This window comes from Thalassotalea euphylliae, assembly GCF_003390335.1.
Lineage (GTDB): Bacteria > Pseudomonadota > Gammaproteobacteria > Enterobacterales > Alteromonadaceae > Thalassotalea_F > Thalassotalea_F euphylliae_B.
In genome coordinates, this window is the sequence record NZ_QUOU01000001.1 from 1,649,377 (window position 1) to 1,673,748 (window position 24,372).

The window sequence follows — 24,372 nt, forward strand, 5'->3', positions numbered from 1 at the left end:
GCCATTAAGCGTTTACTGCAAATAGATTGGTGAATTAAAGCGACAGGTTGAGGGCTACTTTGTGTTTTTCTAAAAGTGAAGCGGTAACTTGTAGGCAAAAAAAACCGCGCTAACCAGTTGGCTTGAGCGCGGCTTTTAACGTCTGTATTGTTTGCTGCGATTAAGCTTCAAACATCGCAGAAATTGATTCTTCGTTGCTTACGCGACGTATAGCTTCAGATAACATACCACTTAACGTTAATTGCTTAACACGGTCGCCTAACGCTTTAATTTCATCTGATAATGGAATTGAATCAGTGACAATCACTTCATCAATAACAGACTCTTTTAAGTTCTGTGCAGCATTGCCAGAGAGTACTGGGTGTGTCGCATAAGCGTAAACATTTTTTGCACCGTGATCTTTCAGCGCAGCTGCCGCTTTCGCTAATGTGCCACCGGTATCAATCATATCGTCAACGATAATACAGTCGCGACCTTCCACATCACCAATGATATGCATTACTTGCGCAACGTTGGCTTTCGGGCGACGCTTATCGATAATCGCTAAATCCGCGTCATCAAGTAACTTCGCTACCGCGCGAGCACGCACAACACCGCCAATATCAGGCGAAACCACAACAGGGTTTTCTAAATTGCGGGTTTTCATGTCTTCTAACAAGATAGGTGTACCGAATACGTTATCCACTGGTACATCGAAGAAGCCTTGAATTTGCTCAGCGTGTAGGTCAACAGTAAGGACACGGTCAACACCAACGCTTGACAGGAAGTCCGCTACTACTTTAGCGGTAATTGGTACACGAGCACTGCGGACACGACGGTCTTGGCGAGCGTAGCCAAAATATGGCATAACAGCGGTGATACGACCTGCAGAAGCGCGGCGTAGGGCATCAACCATGACAATTAATTCCATCAGGTTGTTGTTAGTGGGTGCGCAGGTTGATTGGATGATAAACACATCGGCACCACGAACATTTTCAGTGATTTCAACACTGATTTCCCCGTCACTAAAACTACCTACTTTCGCTTCACCTAAACCGATATATAAGCGATCGGCAATTTTTTTAGCCAGTTCAGGGGTGGCGTTACCCGCAAAGATCTTCATGTCAGGCACTGTAAGTTCCTCAGAAGCTTATGACATTAAACGTAAACACTGATAGCCAGCGTGATTTAACTATCAGCAAACTATTCATATTTCGCCAGTTAATTAGCCCGCTTTTTTGCGCAGTGTTTCTAACGCAACGTGGGTAGGCGATTGGTTGACACCTTTTGCGACAAACGACGTTATACCTGTTGGCAGTTTAGCCTGAATGTCGCGCGCCTCTTGTTCACTGGCACAAGTGGTAAAAATACATGCCCCTGTGCCCGTCATTCGAGACGGCGCGTATTCTAACAATGTCGCCAACAGCTTGGCAACCTCAGGGTAGTGTTTTGTTACCACCACTTCACAATCGTTTTGACGGTGATCAGTGTTTAGCGCTTTAGCTGAAATTTTTTCAGTATTTCTAGGTAAATCATCACTTTGGAATACTTCTTGAGTAGCGATGTGAACATCGGGCTTGCTTACGACATACCAGTGCTCTGTCGGGTTTGCGGGCACTAATTGTTCGCCAACACCTTCGGCAAACGCGGCAAAGCCGCGCACAAAAATGGGTACGTCAGCCCCTAAAGACAAGCCCAGCTCAGCAAGCTTTTCTAGCGGCAAATTAAGTTGCCATAGCTCGTTTAGTGCTAGCAAAACTGTGGCGGCATTCGACGAGCCACCACCCAATCCTCCGCCCATCGGTAACACTTTATTGATGGCAATTTCGACCCCTAACTGATTGCTTTTTAGCGGCTCAAGCAGTTTAGCGGCTTTAACAATTAGGTTATCTGCTTGAGCTACGCCTTCAATCGGTGTGGTTAAAGTGACGTTATTATTGTCAGTTAGCGTGAGTGAAATGGTGTCGCTATAGTCGAGAAACTGAAATAAAGTTTGCAGTTCGTGATAACCGTCTGATCTGCGGCCGTTAACGTGTAAAAATAAATTAAGCTTGGCCGGGGAAGGCAGTGTGTAGGTTGTATTTGTCATTTAATGGGTGTTTTTAGTTAGTGATTTGAAGTTAATGCTTTGTTTTAATTTCAAAAGATTAAATTTTTGTATTGATATAGGTATGGCTTATCAAATTTGCCATTGCCTTATTGCCAGCTTAATGGTTAATCCTTGTTGCTTGATCAAGATGCTAGTTGGTAATTGCACCCCTTGAAATTCTTGATAGCGACTGTATTGAACATGCCATTGTTGGTTATTGTAGTAACTGGTGATAGTGGCAGGTAGCTGATTTTCAGCGGATAAGTTAATTTCATCGCTTTCTGAATAAGGTACGGCTTTGACCCAATACGTTAATGCATCGCTGGGAAACGTAAGGCCCGTTAGTTGCCAAATTAATTGGTCGAGGTTGCGGGTTTGATAATCTTTGCCATCAATCGTCAATTGGTGAATACCGTTGACGCTTTCTAGTGACATCACGTTGATGCCTAAATAAGTCGTTAAGTTAAGTGATTGACTGCTTTCATCATGCTGCCAAAAAATGCTCGCTTTCTCACGTTTGCTTGGTTGTATAAAAGCGATTTGCCCTTTTATTTGCCAATTATTAATCGTGCTCAATAATTCAGTACGATCTAGGTTTGGGTCATAGTGTTGCGGTTTGCCCACACCGCCAAGTTGAGCGCAGCCAGAAAGAAAAGCACTCGTCACGAGCATCAGCCATAGCAACCAATAGTGCTGATGTGTTTTGAGTGTCGAATTTGGGTGAGTGGCTTGTTTTGAGTGCCCCTCAACAGTTGGCTCGGCAAGTGGCTCAGCAGGTGTCAGAGAGGGGGAAGTAACAGGTAGCAACGGATTTTTCCTAATGTTAATGCTGGCACTAATGTTCATTTTAATATTTGTGCTTACCAGCCAGAGTTAGCACTTGATGTTAACCAAGCTGCAAAAATTTACACGTTTGCGCATGATGTTAGCGCAAATGATAGTCAACTGACACCTATCAGCTATGAATGAATAATAATTTGCTCGCTTATGACCAGCTAATAGCCTCTAGTTCACTAAATGAGAATGCGGCTAGTTCTTATTGCTAACTATCTGCTAAACCAAACCATTATTCGCTTTTTTCGAATATTATATTTGAATATAGTGTCGGTTAGCCACTTTCAATCAAGGCTAATATTCCGTAAAATTAGCGCCAAATTTTTTCTGGGTATTTTTCCTATACTTACTAGATGACTCGCTAAGGCTTAACTTTTAGTTTGGTATAAAGTTAGGTTAAAAGTTTGGTTAAGTTCAGTTGTCGATTAAATAGGAATCTCTAGCGTACCCATCACATGACGCTCTGCGTCATATATACATTCTGCGTTAGGCTGATAATACGAAATATGTCCATAGTTGCTGTTGGTATAAATCATAAAACTGCTCCGGTTTCGGTACGAGAGAAAATCTCTTTCAACCCTGATCAGCTAAGCTCAGCATTGCAAGAAATGCTGGCAGAAGTGGAATGTAACGAAGCGGCGATATTATCGACTTGTAACCGCACTGAACTTTATCTTGTGCAAGATAAAAGTTTAGAAGCCACGCAAGCAAAAGTCGTTAACTGGCTAGAGCAATACCACAACATTCCAGCTAGCGCGATTATTCCTAGCCTTTATTGGCATACCGACAAACAAGCAGTCAATCACATGATGCGCGTCGCTTGTGGTTTAGACTCGCTGGTTTTAGGTGAGCCGCAAATTCTTGGCCAAATGAAACAAGCCTACTCGCAAGCAAAAGCGGCTGGCTCGATGGCCTTGGTGATGGATCGTTTGTTCCAACGGACCTTTGGTGTCGCCAAGCAAGTTCGCACCGAAACTGAAATTGGTGAAAGTGCTGTTTCCGTTGCTTTTGCTGCGGTAAATCTGGCGAAACATATTTTTGCCAGCCTGAAAAATGCGCGCGTATTGCTTGTTGGTGCAGGTGAGACCATCGAATTGGTTGCTAAACACCTATACGACAACAATGTTGGCAGTATTACCGTGGCGAACCGCACGATTTCTCGTGCCGAAAATATGGCATCGCAAATTGGCGCAGACGTGATCACCCTGGCGCAAATTCCTGATTATTTAGCCAAGGCCGATATTGTGATCAGCTCAACGGGCAGTACCTTACCGATCATTGGTAAAGGGATGGTGGAAAGTGCACTGGCACAACGCAAGCACCAACCTATTTTTATGGTGGATTTGGCGGTACCGCGCGATATCGAAGAGCAAGTCTCCGATTTAGAAGATGTCTTCCTTTACACCGTCGACGATTTACAGGGCATCATTGCCAAAAACATTGAAAATCGCCGTAAAGCTGCGGTGCAAGCAGAAGGTATCGTTACAGAGCAATCAGGCGTCTTTATGTCCTGGCTGCGCGGGCTCAATACCCAAGATGCGGTGTTAAGTTATCGCCAGCAGTGTATGGGCGAGCGCGATGCCTTGTTGGAAAAAGCACTGTCACAACTCAACAACAACAAGAACCCAGAAGCGGTAGTGGCAGAGCTTGCCACTAAGCTCACCAATAAACTAATGCATGCACCAACCAGTGCATTGCAATCTGCTGCTCAAGGCGGCGAACTCGATAAACTCATTTACTTGCGCGACATTTTTGATTTGGATAAGCCCAAAAACTAATTACCCGCGCCGTTAAAAGATACACGTTAAATAAGAAAAGCCATGAAAGAATCTGTATACCGCAAGCTCGAAGGTCTCGTTGAGCGTTTTGAAGAAGTACAGGCGTTATTGTCTGATCCTGAAACCATTGCTGATCAAGACAAATTTAAAGCCCTGTCAAAAGAATTTTCTCAATTAGAAGGCACGACTAAGGTGTTCCAAACTTTCCAATCGGCTGAAGACGATTTGGAAATGGCCAATGAAATGCTTAAAGACAGTGACCCAGATATGCGCGAAATGGCGCAAGAAGAGCACAAGGCAGCCAAAGCGGCGATTGAAGAGTTAGAGCAAGAGCTACAAATTCTGTTACTGCCTAAAGACCCAAACGATGATAACAACTGTTTCGTTGAGATTCGCGCCGGTGCTGGTGGTGATGAAGCGGCTATTTTCGCTGGTGATATTTTCCGCATGTACAGCCGCTATGCCGAGAAAAAAGGCTGGAAAGTGGAAGTGATGAACATGAATGAAAGCGAGCAGGGCGGTTACAAAGAAATCATTGCCAAAATCAATGGCGAAGGCGTTTACGGTGAGATGAAGTTCGAGTCGGGCGGTCACCGCGTACAACGTGTACCAGAAACCGAATCACAAGGCCGTGTCCATACCTCTGCTTGTACTGTGGTCGTGATGCCAGAAATTCCTGAATCTGAAGCGATTGAAATTAACAAAGCTGACTTAAAAGTTGATACCTTCCGCGCCTCAGGTGCTGGTGGTCAGCACGTTAACAAAACGGACTCGGCGATTCGTATTACCCATATTCCAACGGGCTTAGTGGTTGAGTGTCAAGATCAACGTTCACAGCATAAAAACCGTGCGCAAGCGATGTCTGTACTACAAGCGCGCTTGCAACAAGCGGAAGACGATAAGCGCCGTGCAGAAGAAGAGTCTTCACGTCGCAGCCTAGTCGCTAGTGGTGATCGCTCTGAACGTATTCGTACCTACAACTACCCGCAAGGCCGCATGACGGATCACCGCATTAATCTGACCTTATATCGCTTAAACGAAGTAATTGAAGGTAACTTACACTTAGTGATGGATCCAATCCTGCAAGAAAACCAAGCAGACTTATTAGCGTCACTTGCTGATCAAAACTAAACTGTCGAGTTTTGGTTTTGAACAGTGAAGTACTTCCTACCATAGAAGCCATACTAACATCAGCAAGCCAGCAGCTTGCTGATGTGTCAGACTCTCCCTTGCTTGATGCGAAAGTGCTACTTGCCGACGTACTTGAGCAAACGTTAACTTATCTTATTACTTGGCATGATAAGCCGCTCACCGAAGTTCAATTAAGCGTATTTCAGCAAATGCTTGAGAGACGTTTAGCAGGCGAGCCAATTGCTTATATTGTCGGTGTTAAAGAGTTTTGGTCGTTGCCTTTTTTTGTTGCGCCTTCAACCCTCATTCCACGCCCAGATACTGAAACCTTGATTGAGTTGGTTTTAGCTAATCATGATAAAGATAACCTGCAACTATTAGACTTAGGCACAGGTACAGGTGCAATCGCCTTAGCGCTTGCCTCCGAAAATCCCAGCTGGCATGTACAGGCGGTTGATTTTAACCCTGATGCGGTAACACTGGCACAGCGTAATGCTCAGCATTTAGCATTAACTCACGTTAAGATTTATCAGTCTGATTGGTTTAGCGCGGTGAATGTACAAAGTGAAGAAGATAAGTTTGATATCATTGTAAGCAACCCTCCGTATATTGATGAAGCTGATCCACATTTAGTGGCAGGCGATGTTCGGTTTGAACCGAAATCTGCGCTGGTAGCTAATAACCAAGGGCTTGCTGATATTGAACACATTGTTAGCGAGGCAAAAAGTTACCTTGTGAGCGGTGGTGCGATTTATCTTGAGCACGGCTATCAGCAAGGAGCAGCCGTAAGAGATATCCTGACGGCGAATGGCTATCAAAATGCACAGACCGAGCAAGACTTAGCTGGCAATGATCGCATAACTTGGGCATGCTTAGCCTAATCAGGCTGAGTTAACAGCTTTGGCTTAACCTCATAACAATAATTTTCTAGGGCACACCATTAAGGTAGAAATATGAAACACTTACACATGACGCTGGCCATCATCAGCGTAAGCTTTTTTACAATACGCTTTTTTTGGCTGCTAAAAGCACCGCAACTGCTGGATAAAAAATGGGTAAAAATCTCGCCCCACGTGATTGACACCTTCTTGCTTGGTATTGGTGTTGTGATGGCGGTCAAGCTAGCCCTTAACCCAACAGAGCAACTGTGGCTAGCGGAAAAGCTGATGGCAATAGTCGCTTATATTTTTACCGGCATTTATGTCTTAAAATTTGCTCGCAATCGCACCATGCAAATTTTCGGCTATGTCGGTGCGATGGGCTGGGTGATGCTAGTTTTTAAAATTGCTCATACCAAAGAAACATTTTTCTTTTAAAACAAAATTTTAAGTAATTAACATAAAAAAATAGAAACAAATCTAAAGTAACAAGGACGTTCTATGCAAAATCTATTGTTTGCAGCCTTATTGTCGTTTGGCTGCTTCTCTGCTTCTCTGCTTCTCTGCTGTGTCTTCTGCTTCGGCAACCGATTTACCAACAGAATACTTTGCCTCATTACCAGATCTTAGCCGTGTGCGTTTATCGCCAGACGGTGAAAACATTATTTGGTTAGTGCGAGTTGAAACGGAAAAACGCCAAGGACAGCTTATCCAAATAGTCAATACGAAAACGGGTAAGCAAAAAAATATTGCTTTCACTGACAACGAAAAATACAAAATTCGTGGGTTAAGGTGGGCTAATGAAGAAACTGTTATCCTTTATGCTGATTTTCCAGCATCTCGCTACGGCACGCCGACCACTGAAAGTCGGATCGTAAAGCTCGACACCAATACGGGTGAAATCAAAGCGGTAATTCCACGAAGTTTATTACGAAAGCAAAAGTATCAATCAAATCACATGAGCAATGTGATTGATTTCTTACCTGACGACAAAGATCATATTCTCGTTTCTCTTGCGGGCTATGCCAGTGGCCCAGAAGAGAGCGTGCTAAAAATCAACCTCAATGGCTCTGGAAAATCCAGCTTTGAGCAGCGTACGAAAAGAAATGTGATTGATTGGATGACCGACGCTAAAGGTAAAGTGCGTATTGGTATCGCTCGTGATGATACGACTTATAAAATAAGAGCGAAATTGGCATGGGAAAGCTCATGGCGAACGCTTTGGGAGTTTGAAGCGTTTAGTCGCGAAGCTGTTTGGCCGCTTGCCTTTGGCGCAAAAGACAATGAACTATAAGTATCCGCACTTCACAAGGGTAAAGATGCTGTGTTCAAAGTTGACCTAACCGATAAAACATTAGCTCAAGAGCTTGTGCACTTTGATGAGAACTATGATGTTGACGGTTATATTCGTCGTTCAGGCATTACTAAAGAAGTGGTTGGTGTCGGTAGTACCTTCTGGCACCCTGTGTGGAAAGCCTTTCAAAAGGGCATAGATAAAGCATTACCCGATACTACCAACCATATTATCTCTGTGAGTAAAGATGAGCGCCGTTATATTGTCTATGCCACATCAGATACCCAATCAGGCATGTATTTATATGGTGATAGAGATCAGAATACTTTGGGCGTTTTGGGATCTCGCTACGAGCGTTTATCGCCTGAGGTGATGAGTGAGAAAAAAGCGATCAGTTACAAAGCACGTGATGGCTTGGAAATTGAAGGCTTTCTCACCTTGCCAAAAGGTAAGCCTGAAACCAACCTACCCACCATAATTTTCCCGCACGGTGGACCCATTAGTTACGACAGCGATGGTTTTGACTACTGGACACAGTTCTTAGCAAGCAAAGGCTATGCTGCAAATGAACTTTAGAGGCTCATCCGGTTATGGCCATGACTTTATGCAACAAGGTTTAGCTAGCTGGGGACAAGCAATGCAAGATGATGTTGCTGATGGCACTCAGTGGCTCATTGATCAAAATATTGCGGATAAAGATAAAATTTGTATTCTGGGTGCGAGCTATGGTGGGTATGCTGCCTTGATGGGCGGCGTTAAAACCCCTGAGCTGTATCGTTGCATTGTATCATTTGCTGGTGTCACAGATGTTGAGCGCTTGGTCAAGCAATCTCGAAGATATACAAATTACGACATTGTGAAAAAGCAAATCGGCAGTGATTACGATCAACTTTGGGACAACTCGCCGCTAAAATATGCAGAGCAAATTGATAAGCCTGTGCTATTGATACACGGCAGCAAAGATCGTGTTGTACGGGTTAATCACAGCGAGCGTATGTATGACGAATTAAAAGATGAAGGTAAGAGCGTTAGATATATTGAACTTGACGGTGGCGACCACTATTTGAGTAATAACCGCCATCGTTTAACAACATTTAAGGCGATAGAATCGTTTCTAGGCCAGTATAATCCAACCAATGAATAATCCACATTTTTATATTGAAGCCGCCAAGCTGTAGGTTATTTGAGCAAAGAGGCTGAACATTTCGATTCAGCTCTTTAATTCCCATCATTCAGTCCCCATATTGTCCCTTTAGTTTTTTCTAGGTCATATTTTTCTTTTCATGAATGATTTGCTGTTGTCTGAAATAAATACCGAACAGGAAGACTTGCTACGTGCAGTTATGCTGGTTGAAGAATTTATCTTTGAACAAAAGTCGTCAGTGCTTCCGCTGATTGATGACATGGTTGAATACTGCGAGCAAGAGCTGGCAGATATTGAAGAGCCATTAGCGCAGGCCGAGCACTTTATTAATCTTTTATTCCTGGATTTACTCTTTGTTGAGACGAAAAGACAAACTTGGCCCGTGGCTGCTTTGCAATTGGCACATGGCATATCACATCGCGAAATTCATCCTGTGTTAAAAGCGGTTGTCTTTAAAACGATAGGCGAGCAATGCGGTTTTGAAATTGACTTGGTGTTTGTCCCGGAAAAAGTCATGTTAAGGCTGATATGCGATCAACAGTTTGCCATTATTTTTGACCCATTGAACGGTGAATCACTCAACTGGGAAGAACTTGATACCCGTTTAGATGAATTGCCAGAAGAGCCTTCAGAATATCTCGAAGCAATGGATACCAGAGCAGTATTAGTTGAGTATTTGAACGCATTGAAGAATGCCTTAATAGAGGCTCAGCAGTACACGGGAGCGCTGCGCTGTGTCGATGTACTTATCACCTTAAAACCCGATGATCCCTTTCAGCGCCGCGATCGCGGGTTTTTGCTTCATCAACTCGATTGCTTTAAAGTGGCGTACGATGATTATCAATATTTTGTGAATGAATGCCCACAAGATCCGGCAGCACAAATACTAAAAATACAATTAGATAATATAAAAATTTCCAATACAATTTTACACTAATTCACGGAGCCTTAATGACTCATAATCCTTTAATCACTAATGATGCGGTGGTCTTAGGTTTGCTGGCCCTTATTCTAGGGACAGTGTTTAAAACCGCGCATAGCAGCCACCCGTTTTGGCGTAAGTTTTATACTTATGTACCAGCAGTATTGCTGTGCTACTTTATTCCCTCGCTACTTAACACCTTTGGTATTGCTGATGGCCATAGTTCAAATGTTTACTATGTTGCCTCTCGCTACTTGTTACCTGCCTGTTTGGTGTTGTTGACGATTAGTATTGATCTCAAGTCCATTATCAACCTTGGCCCTAAAGCCTTGATCATGTTCTTAACCGGTACTTTAGGTATTGTGATTGGTGGCCCGATTGCTATTTTGATCATGAGCGCGCTAGTCCCAGAAGCGATTGGCGGGCATGGCCCAGACGCGGTATGGCGTGGGATGACAACAGTAGCTGGTAGCTGGATTGGCGGCAGTGCCAACCAAGCATCAATGAAAGAAATGTTTGAAGTGGGCGGCGATATTTTCTCAGCCATGGTGACTGTTGATGTCATTGTCGCTAACTTATGGTTGGCGGTATTGCTGTTTATGGCGGCTAAGCATAAAGAAATTGATGCGAAAACTGGTGCCGACACTTCTGCGATTGAAGAACTAAAAGTTAAAGTTGAAGAGTACCAAGCACAAAATAGCAAAACACCGCAGTTAAACGATTATATTCGTATGATTGCTATTGCCTTTACCATCACGGGTTTTGCCCACTTCTGTGCAGATTTTCTTGGGCCGTACTTTGGCGAAACCTTCCCTTGGGCAAAAGAGTTTAGCTTAAACAGTAAATTCTTCTGGTTAGTGGTTATCGCCACGACTATTGGTATTAGTTTGTCGTTTACCCGCGTTCGCGAAATAGAAGCTTATGGTGCTTCCAAAGTGGCACAGAGTTTTATCTACATTTTGATTGCGTCGATTGGCTTGCATATGAATATTCTAGCCATCGCGGAAACGCCGATTTATTTCGTTATTGGGGCGATTTGGATGTTAATCCACGCCACATTGATGCTGACGGTGGCTAAGTTGATCAAAGCACCACTCTTTTACATGGCTGTGGGTAGTCAAGCTAATGTCGGCGGTGCGGCCTCTGCCCCTGTGGTTGCTTCGGCATTTCACCCATCGCTTGCACCAGTAGGTGTACTATTGGCTGTGCTAGGCTACGGTGTTGGCACTTACATGGCGTATCTTTGTGGCCTCTTAATGCAAGCTGCATCAGGTTAATTTTTAAGGAAAACTTATGACAATTGAAAAGGTTGTTGTGTCAGGCATTGAAGTGGCAAATAACAATCCATTTGTGCTCTTTGGTGGTATGAATGTACTTGAGTCGCGTGATTTAGCGATGCAAATTTGTGAGCACTACGTGGAAGTCACCCAAAAGTTGGGGATTCCCTATGTGTTTAAGGCGTCGTTTGACAAGGCGAACCGCTCTTCGGTGAGCTCTTACCGTGGCCCGGGTCTTGATGAAGGGATGAAGATTTTTGAAGAAATCAAAAACACCTTTAAGGTGCCAATTATTACTGACGTGCATGAACCTTATCAAGCGCAGCCCGTTGCTGATGTTGCCGATGTGATTCAACTACCAGCCTTCCTTGCCAGACAAACAGACCTAGTGGTCGCGATGGCGAAAACGGGGGCGGCGATTAACGTGAAAAAACCGCAATTTTTAGCGGCTCACGAAATGCGCCACATCATTAACAAGTTTGGTGAAGCTGGTAATGAGCAAATTATGTTGTGCGAGCGCGGCAGCTGCTACGGCTATAACAACCTCGTTGTTGATATGCTAGCAATGGATGAAATGACGCAGCAAGCGCCAGTGATTTTTGACGCAACTCATGCCTTGCAAAAGCCTGGCGGTCGCAGTGACTCGGCGGATGGTCGACGTGCACAAGCCGCGCAATTAGCGCGCAGTGGTATGGCATTAGGTATTGCTGGCTTGTTTATTGAAGCTCACCCGAATCCAAACGAAGCAAAGTGCGATGGCCCTTGTGCGCTGCCGCTCGATAAACTTGAGCCTTATTTAGCACAGATGAAAGCGATTGATGATTTAGTCAAAGGTTTTGAACCACTGGATACCGCTAGCTAAGCTGTTCAATTTGCACTTGCCGTAGCCCTTGATGCAGGGCTGAAAAATCAGAAGCCACTTGTTGATTATCGACAAGTGGCTTTTTTATAAATAGCTATCACTTTCCCTAGCGTTAAAAAAAGGCCAACAGCATTAACCTGTTAGCCTTAACTTTTAACATGATGAGAATTTAATAGGTATTAGTTAGGCAACCAATTCACGTAGTGCTTGCTCGTTCATTAAGCCAGAACTTTGTGCTTTGACTTCGCCATTTTCTATCACAACAATGGCAGGAATTGAGCGGATACCAAATTTTTGCGCCAGCATTGGCAGTTCATCAACATTGGCTTTCACACCTGTGGCATTAACCGTGTCACTGCTAAATACTTGTTCAAACACTGGCATCATGGCTCGGCAAGGTGCACACCAAGGGGCCCAAAAATCAATCACAACTTTGTCGTTCGCCGTGATCAGCTCTGCAAATTGTTCAACATCGTTTATTTCAATCGCCGCCATGACTAACTTCCTATAATTCGTCTACTGTTTTGTCTTTGATCACTAACCAGCTTTCGTCAGACTGATTAATAAAGGCTTGGGTGTTTTCTAACCAAGCTTTTTGTACGCTTTTGTTAAGGTTGAGGTAAAGCTTGTTATCGATAATGCGCCACGCTGTTGGGTCAGTATCGAATTTCTTGTCGCGCGTTACACCGTAGGCACAGTAGCCACCGTATTGTGGTGCAAACTTAGCAGGGTCAGCGCGGAACATGTCGCGGTTTGATTCGCTGCTAAAGCGGTAAATAGCGCCTTTGTATGTTGCTGTGTAGTTGATGTCACCGTTTACGGGCTTACCCATGGTGAAGTAGGCAACCGGGTCGTAGCCTTTAATAGCCAGGTCGTTGGCATCAGCATTCATGTCGATATCAGCAGCGAAGCTCATGCTAGAAGCGGCAAGTAATAAACTGGCAGTCATTGTCTTTAAGTTAAATTTTTTCATCTTGTATATCCTGATTTAAATGTAAGCGGTTGAGCTTTACTGGCTATTTACTAGCTAAAGGCGCTAAACCAAAGTTATATGCTGTGTTAGCAGCTGCTCTTCGTTGTGATGAAAATAGTACTGCCGGAAAGCGATGGCTTGAGCTACAATCGTCCAGAAAATCGTGCAAATCGTCTAAACCTTACGTTCAAACCTATGTTCAAATGTAAGTGTTTGGCGGTTAACGCCCTAAGCATTGACAGAAAAATAATTTTTTATGGATCAGTTATCACAAATAATTCAAGACTTTAGTATTCAGGCCGGTGTGTTTTATACCGGACAACTGTGCGGGTTATCGACGTTTGGTGAAGAAAGCCAAGTGGAAGGGCATATTCATATTTTGCATCAAGGTACTTTGTTACTTAGCGAAAATAATGGTGCTAAGCAAGTGCTTGATGAACCCAGTATTGTCTTTTTCCCTAGACCGAGACAGCATCGCTTAACCGCAACTGAGTCTGACAATGCGGAGGTGATCTGTGCAACGGTACAGTATGGAATTGGCCAGCAAAGCCCGTTAACGCAAGCTTTGCCTGACGTGATCATTTTGCCGCTGAGGCAAGCAACGGCGTTAAACGACAGCTTTGCTTGGATGGTGAATGAAGCTCTATCAGACAATCTGGGTAAACAAACGATTCTTAATCGCTTAATGGAAGTCTTTATTGTGTGCTTGCTAAGGCATTTAATTACTGAGCAAAAAATTGAGCAAGGCTTGTTAGCCGGTTTATCTCACCCGTTTTTAAGTAAGGTGATCAGTGCAATTCACAGTCAACCTGCGCACCCGTGGGGGCTCGATGAAATGGCAGAGGTCGCGTTGATGTCGCGCTCTAAGTTTTCACCGCTGTTTAAACAAGTACTGGGGGAAACCCCCAACGATTATTTAACGCGTTGGCGTGTATCGCTAGCACAAAAACACTTATTGACGGGTAAGAGCGTCGATCATTGCGCGCAATTGGTTGGCTACGAAAGCCCGTCAAGCTTGTCACGCGCGTTTAACAAAACGTGTCAGTTATCTCCCAAGGCTTGGTTGAAAAAAACGCTGGAAGAGGCATCAGAGTCGAGCGTCTAGGTTTAAGTTGAGTTCGGTCAGTGATTGACGGCTTGGACTATTCAGACGAAATTTTTTAATGCACCTGAACTTAATGCACTTGAATATTGAACACTGATGTTTTGCTGCTAGATTTAGAAGTTACATGGGGATGACTCTCTATCAGTCTTTTCAAAAACTTCTCATAATCATTTAACAAGGAGGTTTAGATGCTTCGGCATTTTGCATGGCCTGTAATGACAGTGTTGGCTTTTGGCGTCGCAGTGTATGCGCTATTAAACCTATCAATTCCAACGTTTAGAAGCCAGTTTATTGCAAACTTGTTTGATACATCTCCAGAAGCCATTTCACTCCATTTAGCTGGTGGCATTGGTGCCATGATTTTTGGTGCCTTACAATTAAATCGTCAGCTAAGAGTTAAATATATTGGAGTCCACCGCTGGTTAGGTCGTTTGTATGTTTTAGCTGTAGTACTTGGAGGTCTTTCCGGCTTGGTTCTCGCATTAAATGCCTTTGGTGGAATGGCTAGCCAGTTTGGCTTTGGCTTAATGGCGCTTTGCTGGCTGGGTACTACTTTGACAGCATATTGGCATATTCTTCACGGCGATGTAACTGCTCATCGTGATTGGATGATTAGAAGTTATGCGTTAACCCTAGCGGGTGTTACGCTGAGGGTGTATCTTGGTTTAAGCACGCTTGTTGGTATTAAATTTTCCGATTTTTATCCTGTTTTATCATGGATTTGCTGGGTACCTAATCTGCTACTGGTGGAATGGTTTGTTTTGACTCAGCTATATAAAACCTCAAAAGGTTAATACTCTTTTTATTGCTACAGAATCAATATACTAAAGCAGCTTTCGATATTTAACCTTAGGTTTGGATAAAAATAGTGAATAATAAATAAATTCAAATACTTATGTTTGTCGTTATCTTCTAGCGAGAAATTTTTGCTGATATCAAGGCAAATTTGCGCGTCAATAGCGAGTCTCGGCTCAGGTTCCAACGTCGCTCTATCTCCCCCATCCGTGGGGGCGTATTGCAAGTAAATTTAACGCTGGTAGCAGTAAAAATTGCCGCTAGAAGCGCATTAGTTATCCAGAGCTAAGGTTATTTACACTTCAACCCGCATCTGCACTAGGCTTTTATTAAAGCCGAGCTTTTCATAAGCCTTAATCGCAGGTGAATTATCGTTATAAACATCCAGCAAGACTTCAACAATCCCTTGCTGCTTAGCCCACTCAAATAACGCTTGAATCACTTGTTGGCTAATCCCTTGGCCGCGAAATTCAGGTTCAACGTAAATAAAACCAATATAACCGTGATTCGGGTATTTATGGTGGTCAGGTGATGGTTTGACTTTGATATAACCACTGGCAATAAGTTGGCCAGCGGTTTCAGCAACTAGCAGCTGGCAGGTATCATTGGTGATTAATGACGGTAGGTCGTAATAGGTGATATTGCCATCACGTAAGTTTTCTGCCACAGGTCGCTCGGCGGCAATAACGCCTTGTTCGAAAAGCTCAAGCGTTGGAATATCAGCTAGCGTTGCAGGCCGAATAGTCATCTTGTTCATATTATCGTTCTTAACTTGGGTGTTTTAAATATTCGCTTCTGCGGTGTCAATTTTATCATGAAGTAGGCGCACAATATCTTTGGTGGTAATAATACCCACGGGGCGCTGGTTGTCATCCACAATTGGCATACAGGTGATCTGGTGTTCGTGAAGCTGTTTGACCACATCAGTTAGGCTAGCATTGACTGGCAAAGAAATAGGGTAACGGGCAGCGATTTGGTGGACACGCTTATTTAACGTGGCGGCATCTCTTGCCGTTTCAGAGGCAAGGCCAACATTGGGGCTAAGTGCTTTAAACAAGTCGCGATCTGAGAGCACGCCGCAAAGGGCATTATTATTGTCAACCACAAGTAAGTGATGGAACTTATATTGATCAAAAATTTCTTTCACTTTATCGAGCCGCTCATCAAGGTTAATTTTGATCACCTCGCGGGTCATTAATTCAGAAACATTAGGCACTGTCGTCACTTTCTGTCGCAATCTGTCTTTGAGCTTTCAATCAAATGCTAAGCTGTTGTTTGTAAATGTTAATTTGCCTTTTGCCGATTATAGCGCAAAAAACGAAAAAAGCAGCCTAAGCTGCTTTTTTACACTGTGTAACCTATCTGAGCATAGCGACCTAGTTAACGTACTAACTATCGCCATTAGGTTGCTAGAAAGTCGCTCAAGTTAGGCGACTTTCTCTGCCGCTTCGTCGCTGGTTTCTTCCACTTGACGAATCAAGTAATCGAAGGCGGCTAAGCTGGCATTGGCGCCATTACCCATGGCGATAACGATTTGCTTGTAAGGCGAAGTGGTGACGTCACCAGCTGCAAATACACCTGGCATTGACGTTTCACCGCGTTCGTTCACAATGATTTCACCGCGATTAGTTAAATCAATGTCGCCATCTAACCATTCAGCGTTAGGGACTAAGCCAATTTGCACGAAGATACCTGCTAGTTCAAGTTCGTGACTGTCACCTGTTGCGCGGTCAGTGTAGGCAAGGCCAGTTACCTTGTTACCGTCGCCTAGTACCTCTGTGGTCTGTGCTTGCGTCAAAATCGTAATGTTACCCATAGATTTTGCTTTGCGCTGTAATACTTCATCGGCGCGTAGTTTTGAGTCAAACTCTAGTACCGTGACGTGCTCAACAATACCGGCTAAGTCAATCGCCGCTTCAATACCTGAGTTACCACCACCGATCACAGCAACTTTCTTGCCTTTAAAGAGTGGGCCATCACAGTGTGGGCAGTAAGCTACGCCTGAGCCGCTGTATTCCGCTTCACCCGGCACGTTCATTTTTCTCCAGCGCGCACCTGTGGCAACAATCACACTCTTACTTTTTAGGGTTGCGCCGTTGTCTAATTCAATGCTGACTAGCTCATCTTTGCTTAGTTTAACGCCTTTTGCGCCCGTCATAATGTCAACATCGTAATCTTTTACATGTTCTTCAAGGCTAGCGACTAGTTTAGGGCCTTCGGTTTTCTTGACTGAAATAAAGTTTTCGATACCGACAGTTTCTAATACTTGGCCACCGAAGCGGTCAGCAACAATACCGGTTTTAATGCCTTTACGTGCGGCGTAAACAGCGGCTGATGCACCAGCAGGGCCACCGCCAACAATTAATACGTCAAACGCCTCTTTTTCGTTAAGCTTTTGTGCTTGTTTAGCGTCTGCGTTTTTATCGACTTTCTTTAAAATATCAGTTAATGACATACGGCCTTGGCCGAAGCTTTCACCGTTTAGGTAAACGCTTGGCACTGCCATAATGTTGCGATCTTTTACTTCTTGCTCGAACAAGCCACCGTCAATCATAGTGCTGGTAATTTGCGGGTTGATGGCCGCCATAATGTTTAAGGCTTGGACAACGTCTGGGCAGTTTTGACAGCTTAATGAAATGTAAGTGTCAAAGTGGAACTCGCCTTCTAACGATTTAATTTGTTCAATTTCTTCTTCCGATACTTTGATCGGGTGACCACCTGAGTGTAATAGTGCGAGCACTAATGACGTGAACTCGTGGCCTAATGGAATACCAGCAAAGGCTAATTTAGTGCCTGTTTCTGAGATAACCGTCATTGACGGCTTACGTGCTGCGGCGTCTGTGCTGTTTTCAATGGTGATTAGCGTTGATAACGAGGCGATATCTTCGGCTAACTGCTTTAATTCTTGTGATTTTGCGCTGTCATCAAGGGCAAGGCTAAGAGTTACTTGCTTTTTGATGTTCGCCAAATAAGTTTTCAACTGCGTTTTTAGGTCTGAATTTAACATGATCAACTCCTGCGCTCACATCAATTGATGCAGCAATGCTAAAAAAATAGGGTTATGGTGGCTTAGCTAATTTGCAGTAAAAGTAACAACAGGTATGCAAATCATTGAGCTAAGCCATGTAGAAACTCTTTGAGTCAATTGATAAGGCTTAGGCCTAAGCCGTATCAATCAGTAGAGCGGTTAGCTAGAGGCTAGCTTAGATTTTACCAACTAGGTCTAAAGAAGGAGCTAGTGTTTCTTCACCTGGTGTCCAAGCTGCTGGACATACTTCACCGTCGTGCTCAGCAACGTATTGTGCTGCTTGAATTTTACGAACTAGCTCAGCTGCAGAGCGGCCAATACCTAAGTCGTGAATTTCAGCAACTTTGATTTCGCCTTCTGGGTTGATAACGAAAGTACCACGTAATGCTAAACCTTCTTCTTCGATTAGTACGCCGAAGTTGCGAGAGATTTTGCCAGTTGGATCAGCAAGCATTGGGAATTTGATCTTGTTGATTGTGTCTGACGCATCGTGCCATGCTTTGTGAGTGAAGTGCGTGTCAGTTGATACTGAGTATACTTCAACGCCCATTTCTTGAAGCTTAGCGTAGTGATCTGCCATGTCACCTAATTCAGTAGGACAAACGAAAGTAAAATCTGCAGGGTAGAACATAACTACAGACCATTTGCCTAGTAAGTCTTGCTCAGTTACGTCAACGAAATCACCGTTGTGGAAAGCAGTTGAAGTAAATGGTTGTAATTTTGTATTGATTAATGATTGAGTCATTTTCATTCTCCGTATTATTCGTTCCTAGTGAACGTTTGAAAGTCTGTTTGTTAAGTACGGGGAGAATGATAGGTGAAGTTGCTGCCAAGTCAAAATTAATTGTGTAGATAGTTATATTCGAAAAAACTGAATCATGATGCGATTTTTCTGAACTTGCTATTTTCAAAGGGCTGCAGCTATTTTTTGTGGTGTTAACAACAGCCTTGTCATCGCACTAACACAAAAAATTAATGTTTGACTTTGCGCTTGCTGCCAACACTTGTCGCCAGTTGGCTACTTAGTTATCACCTCAGTGAACACAGGGCTGTTCAAAAAACATTCGCCAAAGGGTTTGATTTACCCGTTGAAACCCTTAAAGTTACAGCACTTATTGTCACGCATTACGTTATCAGCCTTGTCTAAATTAACCAGTCTACTGTTATTGATAAGCTTTATGGGGATCGCTGTTGCCAGCGAGACAGCTGATCAAATTACGCTTATTGGCCCTCAAGTTCCCCCATTTTCTTGGCAAGAGGAAGGTAACGTCAGAGGGATCAACATGGATGTGATATCTCAAGCAGGCCAACAACTCGGCTATCAGGTGCACCAACAAGTGGTACCGCTAAAGCGAGCGTTTAGTATGGTAGAGCGCTTGCCTAATGTGTTGATGGTTGGCGTTGCACGCACGGCTGAGAGGGAGCACTTATTTACTTGGGTTGCCCCCATTTTACCTGTACAAGTTGGTATGTTGGGCTGGCAAGATAGTGCACATCAGCAAAGTGTAGATACCAACCAATCGCTAGCGCATGACAAGCGTCAAGAATCACCACAGAGTCGTCAACCACATGTGCGAGCAAAACTATGTGTTCACTACAATACGCCGATGGAAGACTGGTTAAAAAGCAATGGCGAAACTGATTATATTGCCGTTACCAGTGAACAAGCGTGTTTGAGTTTGTTGGCAGAAGGGCTAGTTAAGCACTGGTTTACTGAGTTTCATTTGGCGCAATTTTTAACTAAGAAGTCTAGTTATTCACCCATGAATCTGATCGAGCAAGAAGTTGTGATGCAGACAAAGCTTTATTTGGCCGGGCCACTGACTATGTCGTCTACCGAGGCTGAAGAGTGGCGAATGACTTTAGTCGCGATGGCACAGCGAGGCGAAATTGACAAAATAATCGCACGTTATGTCGCGGATTATTAGCGTAAAGCCCTTTACTTCAATTGGTATTAGTTAAGGCAATTAAGAGCATTAAAGCAAGCGAAACACAGCGATAAAAAAACGGCCACATTTAACAATTCAATGTGGCCGTTTTACTGTTCAGATTTGGCGTTTATGTAGCGTTATTCAGTTTTTACGCTGTTTTTGAGTGACTAACTTAGCCAAATGCATACACGGGGTTATTGCGATTTTCTACGCACACCTAGACCAGCTAAACCGGCAAACATCAATGCCAAGGCTGATGGTGCATCAATGGCTGTCACCGAAGGGATCGGTGCAAAGGTGTTGCGGAACTCATAGCTGATCACTTCGTGTAAACCACCACCTGCGGCTGTGCCTGAGGTGAAACCAAAAAACGCATCATTACTACCTAATTCACTGGTTAAATCAACGCTTAATGATAAGCCTGCATCAGCAGAGCGCGTGCCTGTGTCTGACCATCGCACTTCGAGTAAATCGTTAATGCCGTCGTAATCAATCCAAGCAGACCAAATACCGCCGGTGTTAAACGCTGAGCTTTCCGAGGCTTGCGCAACCGATTGGCTATTGCCACCTAAATTAATACCAACATGATTACCATCGACATCACCCAAACTCGTATTCGTCCAAGTGTCAAATTCGATGCCAATACTATTGGCGATCCCTTGATAACCGATGCCTAACCCCTGACTACCAACATTGGTATCGTTAGTTTGCACGACAAACACTAAGCCGTCAGCACCTTGGAAGCCATCAACGTCGGTTAACCCGACAGGTTGAGAGATTTCAAAAGTGAAAAACGCGCTAAATGAGGTGTCGTTTAACAGACTGATGGGTGAACGTAAAAACGCACTACCGCTTTGACTCAACCCTTGGGTGAGCGCTAAGCGATTGTTATTTTGGCTGGCATCGCTATTAAGTTGCCATGCCGAGGTGTCAGAAAAGTCTGTTTGGCTTGATATTATGCCTGCCGAAGCGGGCAAACTTAGCAATGATATTGCAATGATACTAGCTAACTTCTTCATACTTCGTCCTTGTGTTACTACTGTTTATAACAATATTCCAGCGCATATCGCTGGAATATTAAACCGGTCAAAATATAGTCGAAAAAGCTAATTCAGTAAAGTGTTAACATTGTATTTACAAGTTTTTTGGCCTGTTGTCTGCGCTCTGACGAACCGTCGATTGAGTAAAAGGGAGAGGTTGCCTGATTTTAGCTAGGCCAGCGCGAGAAGGGGAGGAGAATTGTCGAAAGGTATTAAGTGTTAGGCAATAGGTCAACTAAATCAGGATGTCGCCTATTTAGTTGACCTGAGCGTTATGCTTGCATTACCAAATCTTCACGCGTTTTTCAGGCGCGATATACATGGCATCGCCTGCTTTTACGTCAAATGCTTCGTAGAACTCATTCATATTTGATAATGAGCCTAGCGCGCGGAATTCGCCCGGTGAATGAGGGTCAGTCGCTACGCGGTTGCGCATTGATTTCTCAACGATTTTTGAACGCCAAATTTGGGCATATCCCATAAAGAAACGTTGGTCGCCAGTTAAACCGTCAATAATTGGCGCTTCTTTACCGTTAAGTGAGGCTTTATAAGCTTTGTACGCGATCGTGACACCAGATAAGTCACCAATGTTTTCGCCAAGGGTCAACTTACCGTTCACGTTCAGATCTTCAAATACTTGGTAACCGTCGTATTGTTCAACTAGGTTGGCGGCGCGTTTTTGGAACTCCGCTAAATCGTTTTCCGTCCACCAATTACGCAGGTTACCTTCTGCATCGTAACGACTACCTTGGTCGTCAAAGCCGTGCCCCATCTCGTGACCAATGACCGCGCCAATACCGCCGTAGTTAACGGCGTCATCAGCCGCCATGTTAAAGAATGGTGGTTGTAAGATTGCAGCAGGGAAAACAATTTCGTTTACCGTAGGATTGTAGTAGGCATTAACGGTTTGCGGTGTCATGCCCCATTCCCATTTGCGGATTGGACCACCTAATTTCTCGACTTCTTTTTGGTGAGCAATCATACCCGAGCGAATGATATTACCGACTAAGTCATCGCCTTTAATGGCTAATGATGAGTAATCTTCCCACTTGTCTGGGTAGCCAATTTTCGGTGTAAAGGCGGCCAGTTTAACGTGAGCGGCTTTCTTGGTTTCATCTGACATCCAAGCCAAATCATCGATTGATGCACCGTACGCGCTGCGTAAATTCTCAACTAGCTGGCTCATACGTGCTTTAGCTTCTGGTTTGAAGTGGCGCGCCACATAGACTTTACCAATCACTTCACCTAGGTTGCTGTTAACAACACTGACGCCGCGCTTCCATTGTGGGCGCTGCTCTTGGCGGCCGCTTAGCTGCTTTGAGAAAAACTCAAAATTCTCGTTGTCTAACTCAGCTGTCAGGTAACTTGAATAAGCGCTTAACGTATGGAACTTGAGGTAGGTTTGCCAATCTGCGAGTGAAGTTTCCGCTAAGATCTTGCCAAAACCTGCGACGAAGTCAGGTTGGTTAACAATTAAGTCTTTTTGTGCGCTAACACCTTGAGCGGCTAAATATGCTGACCAATCGATTTGATCAGACACTTTCGCTAAGTTAGCGGTTTCAAACTTATTGTAGCGTTTTTCACTGTCGCGAGATTGTACGCGTGTCCAGTGGTAATCCGCCATTTTTGTCTCAAGCGCTAAGATGGTTTCAGCCGCTTTTTCACCATTTTCAAAACCAGCTAACGCAAACATTTTGGCAATATGGGCTTTGTAGCCTGCGCGTAAATCAACAAAACGCTCGGTTTCATTGAAGTAGTAGTCTTTATCCGGTAAACCTAAACCACCTTGCCAAACGTGGGTTGCGTAGCGGCTAGAATCTTTTGCGTCAACGCTGATGTACAAGTACATTGGGCTAGTCACACCGACAGATTGATATTTACCAAAGAATGACATTAAGTCTGATTTGCTGTTCAGTGCCTTGATGTCGTGCAAAATGGTGTTGATCGGCGTAATAGCTAAACTATTGCGTTTTTCTTGATCCATGTAAGCGCGGAATAAGTCAGCCACTTTTTGCTCGTCTGAACCTGCTTGCAGGTTAGGTGTTGCCGCCAACTCTTCGATAATCGCTTTAACATTTTCGTCAGCTTCATCGCGCAGATCATAGAATGAACCAATCGCCGTTTTATCGCCTGGAATTTCGGTTGCTTTTAACCAACCGCCATTGACATAACGGTAGAAGTTATCCTGCGGGCGAACACTCATGTCCATGTTCGCTTTGCTGATGCCAGAGGCTAACGCAGTTTGTTTGAAGCTTGTTTCAGTTTTTGCTGATTCTGACGTGGCATTACAGCCAGCAAGTAGCAGCATAGATGAACAAATTGCTGTTGAGAGAATTGCTTTCATATTGATACTCTGCATGTTTGTTTGAGATGTTTCTGTCGCACCAGATAGTAATGAATCTGGTGCGGGTGTGCTAGGCAAAGCTAATGGAAGGTTAGCTTTGGCGGTAGCGATAATGTTACAAAATATGTAATTAGGTTAGGCAGTTGGTCATTTAGCCTTTGTGTGTCTTGTTCGTGTGAGTTAGGTCAAGGCTCCAAATTACCTTTCCCTGTTGCGCAGTAAGTTAATGTCGCTAGTGTCTTCACTGCTGAAATCGCCGCCGCTAAGTAGACTTGGCGAGAAAAACATTGACCGCACACTCACACATTTCTTCAATGTTACTGGCATCTGCGTATATTCCGTCGATTAACAGACGCGCAATACCGTGCATAGTGCCCCAGGTGACTTGTGCTAAACGCAAGGTGTTTTCGCTGGCGGGCAAGATGCCTGCCTGCTGCCAGGCTTTGGTCATTTCTACTTGGTGCTGAAATACGGGGTAGGCGATATCCCTAAGTTCTTGATTGGAATGATCGTGTTTCCACAGCGTGTGACCAAACATAAGGTCGTAAATTGCCGGGTTATTTGCCGCAAAGTCTATGTATTGAAAGATAAATTGACGATAGCGCTCAGTAATTGGCTTTTTCGTGTCATTGAAAATGTCTTGTTCAATGTTTTGCCAACGCAAAAAGCCTTCTGCAGCAACTGCACAAAGCAGATCATGTTTGTCTTTGAAGTGGTGATACGTGGCGGTGCGCGATACGCCCACTTGCTCCGCTAGTTTTCTCAGCGACAAAGCCTCAACGCCACCAGCATTAATCATCTCTGAAGCGGCATTTAGCAGCGTAGGGCGAAGGTCACCGTGGTGATAACTGCTCTTCACTGCCTTTTCTTTTTGTGCATGGCCTTTTCGGGAATGCCCTTTTCGTGAAGGTTCTTTACTTGCAGGAACTGGTGAAGGCTTTTGAGCTTTATCTTTTAACGTCATTTTA

At 44.1% G+C, this 24,372-nt stretch carries 25 protein-coding genes; 13 read left to right on the forward strand and 12 right to left on the reverse strand.

Annotation, left to right across the window (positions count from 1 at the left end; all coding sequences use genetic code 11):
• Positions 1 to 160: 160 nt before the first annotated feature.
• From DXX93_RS07245 to lolB, 3 genes are all read right to left on the reverse strand, one after another.
• Positions 161 to 1,111: a ribose-phosphate pyrophosphokinase gene (locus DXX93_RS07245; protein ID WP_116007510.1), complete on the reverse strand. Its 951-nt coding sequence runs from the start codon at positions 1,109 to 1,111 to the stop codon at positions 161 to 163.
• Positions 1,112 to 1,204: 93 nt separating this feature from the next.
• Positions 1,205 to 2,068: a 4-(cytidine 5'-diphospho)-2-C-methyl-D-erythritol kinase gene (gene ispE / locus DXX93_RS07250; protein ID WP_116007511.1), complete on the reverse strand. Its 864-nt coding sequence runs from the start codon at positions 2,066 to 2,068 to the stop codon at positions 1,205 to 1,207.
• 90 nt (positions 2,069 to 2,158) lie between these two features.
• A complete protein-coding gene (gene lolB / locus DXX93_RS07255) occupies positions 2,159 to 2,914 on the reverse strand; it encodes a lipoprotein insertase outer membrane protein LolB (RefSeq protein ID WP_116007512.1) in 756 nt (251 codons plus the stop codon).
• A 494-nt stretch (positions 2,915 to 3,408) separates the two neighbouring features.
• On the opposite strand from lolB, the gene hemA reads away from it, so the two are divergent.
• The 10 genes from hemA to kdsA all read left to right on the forward strand — a co-directional run bounded on the left by hemA (position 3,409) and on the right by kdsA (position 12,188).
• A complete protein-coding gene (hemA, locus tag DXX93_RS07260) occupies positions 3,409 to 4,680 on the forward strand; it encodes a glutamyl-tRNA reductase (protein WP_116007513.1) in 1,272 nt (423 codons plus the stop codon).
• 42 nt (positions 4,681 to 4,722) lie between these two features.
• On the forward strand, positions 4,723 to 5,811 hold the full coding sequence (gene prfA / locus DXX93_RS07265) for a peptide chain release factor 1 (RefSeq protein ID WP_116007514.1): 1,089 nt from the start codon (positions 4,723 to 4,725) through the stop codon (positions 5,809 to 5,811).
• A 17-nt stretch (positions 5,812 to 5,828) separates the two neighbouring features.
• Positions 5,829 to 6,692, forward strand: a complete 864-nt coding sequence (gene prmC, locus DXX93_RS07270; protein WP_258872613.1) for a peptide chain release factor N(5)-glutamine methyltransferase — start codon at positions 5,829 to 5,831, stop codon at positions 6,690 to 6,692.
• 72 nt (positions 6,693 to 6,764) lie between these two features.
• The gene (locus DXX93_RS07275; RefSeq protein ID WP_116007515.1) at positions 6,765 to 7,127 is read left to right on the forward strand and encodes a SirB2 family protein; all 363 of its coding nucleotides are present in this window, start codon (positions 6,765 to 6,767) and stop codon (positions 7,125 to 7,127) included.
• A gap of 130 nt (positions 7,128 to 7,257) precedes the next feature.
• A complete protein-coding gene (locus tag DXX93_RS20955) occupies positions 7,258 to 7,983 on the forward strand; it encodes a hypothetical protein (RefSeq protein ID WP_258872614.1) in 726 nt (241 codons plus the stop codon).
• Between the two features lie 30 nt (positions 7,984 to 8,013).
• Positions 8,014 to 8,559 (forward strand): alpha/beta hydrolase family protein, encoded by a 546-nt coding sequence (locus tag DXX93_RS20960; RefSeq protein ID WP_258872615.1) that lies wholly within the window; start codon positions 8,014 to 8,016, stop codon positions 8,557 to 8,559.
• A complete protein-coding gene (locus DXX93_RS20965) occupies positions 8,540 to 9,127 on the forward strand; it encodes an alpha/beta hydrolase family protein (protein ID WP_258872616.1) in 588 nt (195 codons plus the stop codon). Before DXX93_RS20960 ends, DXX93_RS20965 begins: the two co-directional genes overlap by 20 nt.
• 139 nt (positions 9,128 to 9,266) lie before the next feature.
• Positions 9,267 to 10,064: a SirB1 family protein gene (locus DXX93_RS07285; protein ID WP_116007516.1), complete on the forward strand. Its 798-nt coding sequence runs from the start codon at positions 9,267 to 9,269 to the stop codon at positions 10,062 to 10,064.
• A 14-nt stretch (positions 10,065 to 10,078) separates the two neighbouring features.
• The gene (locus DXX93_RS07290) at positions 10,079 to 11,326 is read left to right on the forward strand and encodes a DUF819 family protein (protein WP_116007517.1); all 1,248 of its coding nucleotides are present in this window, start codon (positions 10,079 to 10,081) and stop codon (positions 11,324 to 11,326) included.
• 16 nt (positions 11,327 to 11,342) lie between these two features.
• Positions 11,343 to 12,188 carry a 3-deoxy-8-phosphooctulonate synthase gene (gene kdsA, locus DXX93_RS07295; RefSeq protein ID WP_116007518.1) on the forward strand — a complete coding sequence of 282 codons (846 nt, stop codon included), beginning with the start codon at positions 11,343 to 11,345 and terminating at the stop codon, positions 12,186 to 12,188.
• A gap of 183 nt (positions 12,189 to 12,371) precedes the next feature.
• On the opposite strand, the gene trxA is transcribed toward kdsA, so the two are convergent.
• Positions 12,372 to 12,683, reverse strand: a complete 312-nt coding sequence (trxA, locus tag DXX93_RS07300; RefSeq protein ID WP_116007519.1) for a thioredoxin — start codon at positions 12,681 to 12,683, stop codon at positions 12,372 to 12,374.
• A 10-nt stretch (positions 12,684 to 12,693) separates the two neighbouring features.
• Complete coding sequence (locus tag DXX93_RS07305) at positions 12,694 to 13,161, reverse strand: YHS domain-containing (seleno)protein (protein ID WP_116007520.1); 468 nt, start codon at positions 13,159 to 13,161, stop codon at positions 12,694 to 12,696.
• 256 nt (positions 13,162 to 13,417) lie between these two features.
• Here DXX93_RS07305 and DXX93_RS07310 point away from each other — a divergent pair, with 256 nt between their 5' ends.
• Together DXX93_RS07310 and DXX93_RS07315 are read left to right on the forward strand one after the other, a co-directional pair.
• A complete protein-coding gene (locus tag DXX93_RS07310) occupies positions 13,418 to 14,266 on the forward strand; it encodes an AraC family transcriptional regulator (protein ID WP_116007521.1) in 849 nt (282 codons plus the stop codon).
• A 188-nt stretch (positions 14,267 to 14,454) separates the two neighbouring features.
• Positions 14,455 to 15,060: a DUF2306 domain-containing protein gene (locus DXX93_RS07315; protein WP_116007522.1), complete on the forward strand. Its 606-nt coding sequence runs from the start codon at positions 14,455 to 14,457 to the stop codon at positions 15,058 to 15,060.
• A gap of 296 nt (positions 15,061 to 15,356) precedes the next feature.
• Here the strand turns inward: DXX93_RS07315 and DXX93_RS07320 are convergent, their stop codons facing one another.
• The 4 genes from DXX93_RS07320 to ahpC all read right to left on the reverse strand — a co-directional run bounded on the left by DXX93_RS07320 (position 15,357) and on the right by ahpC (position 18,834).
• The gene (locus DXX93_RS07320; RefSeq protein ID WP_116007523.1) at positions 15,357 to 15,818 is read right to left on the reverse strand and encodes a GNAT family N-acetyltransferase; all 462 of its coding nucleotides are present in this window, start codon (positions 15,816 to 15,818) and stop codon (positions 15,357 to 15,359) included.
• A gap of 24 nt (positions 15,819 to 15,842) precedes the next feature.
• Complete coding sequence (locus tag DXX93_RS07325) at positions 15,843 to 16,277, reverse strand: CBS domain-containing protein (protein ID WP_220347556.1); 435 nt, start codon at positions 16,275 to 16,277, stop codon at positions 15,843 to 15,845.
• Positions 16,278 to 16,487: 210 nt separating this feature from the next.
• Entirely contained in the window at positions 16,488 to 18,068 is a 1,581-nt protein-coding gene (ahpF, locus tag DXX93_RS07335; RefSeq protein WP_116007526.1) for an alkyl hydroperoxide reductase subunit F, read from the reverse strand.
• A gap of 196 nt (positions 18,069 to 18,264) precedes the next feature.
• Entirely contained in the window at positions 18,265 to 18,834 is a 570-nt protein-coding gene (gene ahpC, locus DXX93_RS07340; protein WP_116009866.1) for an alkyl hydroperoxide reductase subunit C, read from the reverse strand.
• Positions 18,835 to 19,228: 394 nt separating this feature from the next.
• Between ahpC and DXX93_RS07345 the strand changes: the two genes are divergently transcribed.
• Positions 19,229 to 20,017 (forward strand): substrate-binding periplasmic protein, encoded by a 789-nt coding sequence (locus DXX93_RS07345; protein ID WP_181902166.1) that lies wholly within the window; start codon positions 19,229 to 19,231, stop codon positions 20,015 to 20,017.
• 197 nt (positions 20,018 to 20,214) lie between these two features.
• On the opposite strand, the gene DXX93_RS07350 is transcribed toward DXX93_RS07345, so the two are convergent.
• The 3 genes from DXX93_RS07350 to DXX93_RS07360 form a co-directional block, all read right to left on the reverse strand.
• On the reverse strand, positions 20,215 to 21,039 hold the full coding sequence (locus DXX93_RS07350; protein ID WP_116007528.1) for an L-type lectin-domain containing protein: 825 nt from the start codon (positions 21,037 to 21,039) through the stop codon (positions 20,215 to 20,217).
• Positions 21,040 to 21,343: 304 nt separating this feature from the next.
• Positions 21,344 to 23,404, reverse strand: a complete 2,061-nt coding sequence (locus DXX93_RS07355; protein ID WP_116007529.1) for a M13 family metallopeptidase — start codon at positions 23,402 to 23,404, stop codon at positions 21,344 to 21,346.
• 262 nt (positions 23,405 to 23,666) lie between these two features.
• Positions 23,667 to 24,368 (reverse strand): TetR/AcrR family transcriptional regulator, encoded by a 702-nt coding sequence (locus DXX93_RS07360; RefSeq protein ID WP_116007530.1) that lies wholly within the window; start codon positions 24,366 to 24,368, stop codon positions 23,667 to 23,669.
• Between the last annotated feature and the right edge of the window lie 4 nt (positions 24,369 to 24,372).

Coding starts and splice junctions, on each gene's coding strand:
- hemA (WP_116007513.1), top strand. CDS start 3,409: ATGTCCATAGTTGCTGTTGGTATAAATCATAAAACTGCTCCGGTTTCG.
- ispE (WP_116007511.1), bottom strand. CDS start 2,068: ATGACAAATACAACCTACACACTGCCTTCCCCGGCCAAGCTTAATTTA.
- DXX93_RS07350 (WP_116007528.1), bottom strand. CDS start 21,039: ATGAAGAAGTTAGCTAGTATCATTGCAATATCATTGCTAAGTTTGCCC.
- DXX93_RS07285 (WP_116007516.1), top strand. CDS start 9,267: ATGAATGATTTGCTGTTGTCTGAAATAAATACCGAACAGGAAGACTTG.
- kdsA (WP_116007518.1), top strand. CDS start 11,343: ATGACAATTGAAAAGGTTGTTGTGTCAGGCATTGAAGTGGCAAATAAC.
- DXX93_RS07315 (WP_116007522.1), top strand. CDS start 14,455: ATGCTTCGGCATTTTGCATGGCCTGTAATGACAGTGTTGGCTTTTGGC.
- prfA (WP_116007514.1), top strand. CDS start 4,723: ATGAAAGAATCTGTATACCGCAAGCTCGAAGGTCTCGTTGAGCGTTTT.
- DXX93_RS07290 (WP_116007517.1), top strand. CDS start 10,079: ATGACTCATAATCCTTTAATCACTAATGATGCGGTGGTCTTAGGTTTG.
- ahpC (WP_116009866.1), bottom strand. CDS start 18,834: ATGACTCAATCATTAATCAATACAAAATTACAACCATTTACTTCAACT.
- DXX93_RS07355 (WP_116007529.1), bottom strand. CDS start 23,404: ATGAAAGCAATTCTCTCAACAGCAATTTGTTCATCTATGCTGCTACTT.
- DXX93_RS07305 (WP_116007520.1), bottom strand. CDS start 13,161: ATGAAAAAATTTAACTTAAAGACAATGACTGCCAGTTTATTACTTGCC.
- DXX93_RS07275 (WP_116007515.1), top strand. CDS start 6,765: ATGAAACACTTACACATGACGCTGGCCATCATCAGCGTAAGCTTTTTT.
- trxA (WP_116007519.1), bottom strand. CDS start 12,683: ATGGCGGCGATTGAAATAAACGATGTTGAACAATTTGCAGAGCTGATC.
- DXX93_RS20965 (WP_258872616.1), top strand. CDS start 8,540: ATGCTGCAAATGAACTTTAGAGGCTCATCCGGTTATGGCCATGACTTT.
- DXX93_RS07360 (WP_116007530.1), bottom strand. CDS start 24,368: ATGACGTTAAAAGATAAAGCTCAAAAGCCTTCACCAGTTCCTGCAAGT.
- DXX93_RS07320 (WP_116007523.1), bottom strand. CDS start 15,818: ATGAACAAGATGACTATTCGGCCTGCAACGCTAGCTGATATTCCAACG.
- lolB (WP_116007512.1), bottom strand. CDS start 2,914: ATGAACATTAGTGCCAGCATTAACATTAGGAAAAATCCGTTGCTACCT.
- DXX93_RS07310 (WP_116007521.1), top strand. CDS start 13,418: ATGGATCAGTTATCACAAATAATTCAAGACTTTAGTATTCAGGCCGGT.
- ahpF (WP_116007526.1), bottom strand. CDS start 18,068: ATGTTAAATTCAGACCTAAAAACGCAGTTGAAAACTTATTTGGCGAAC.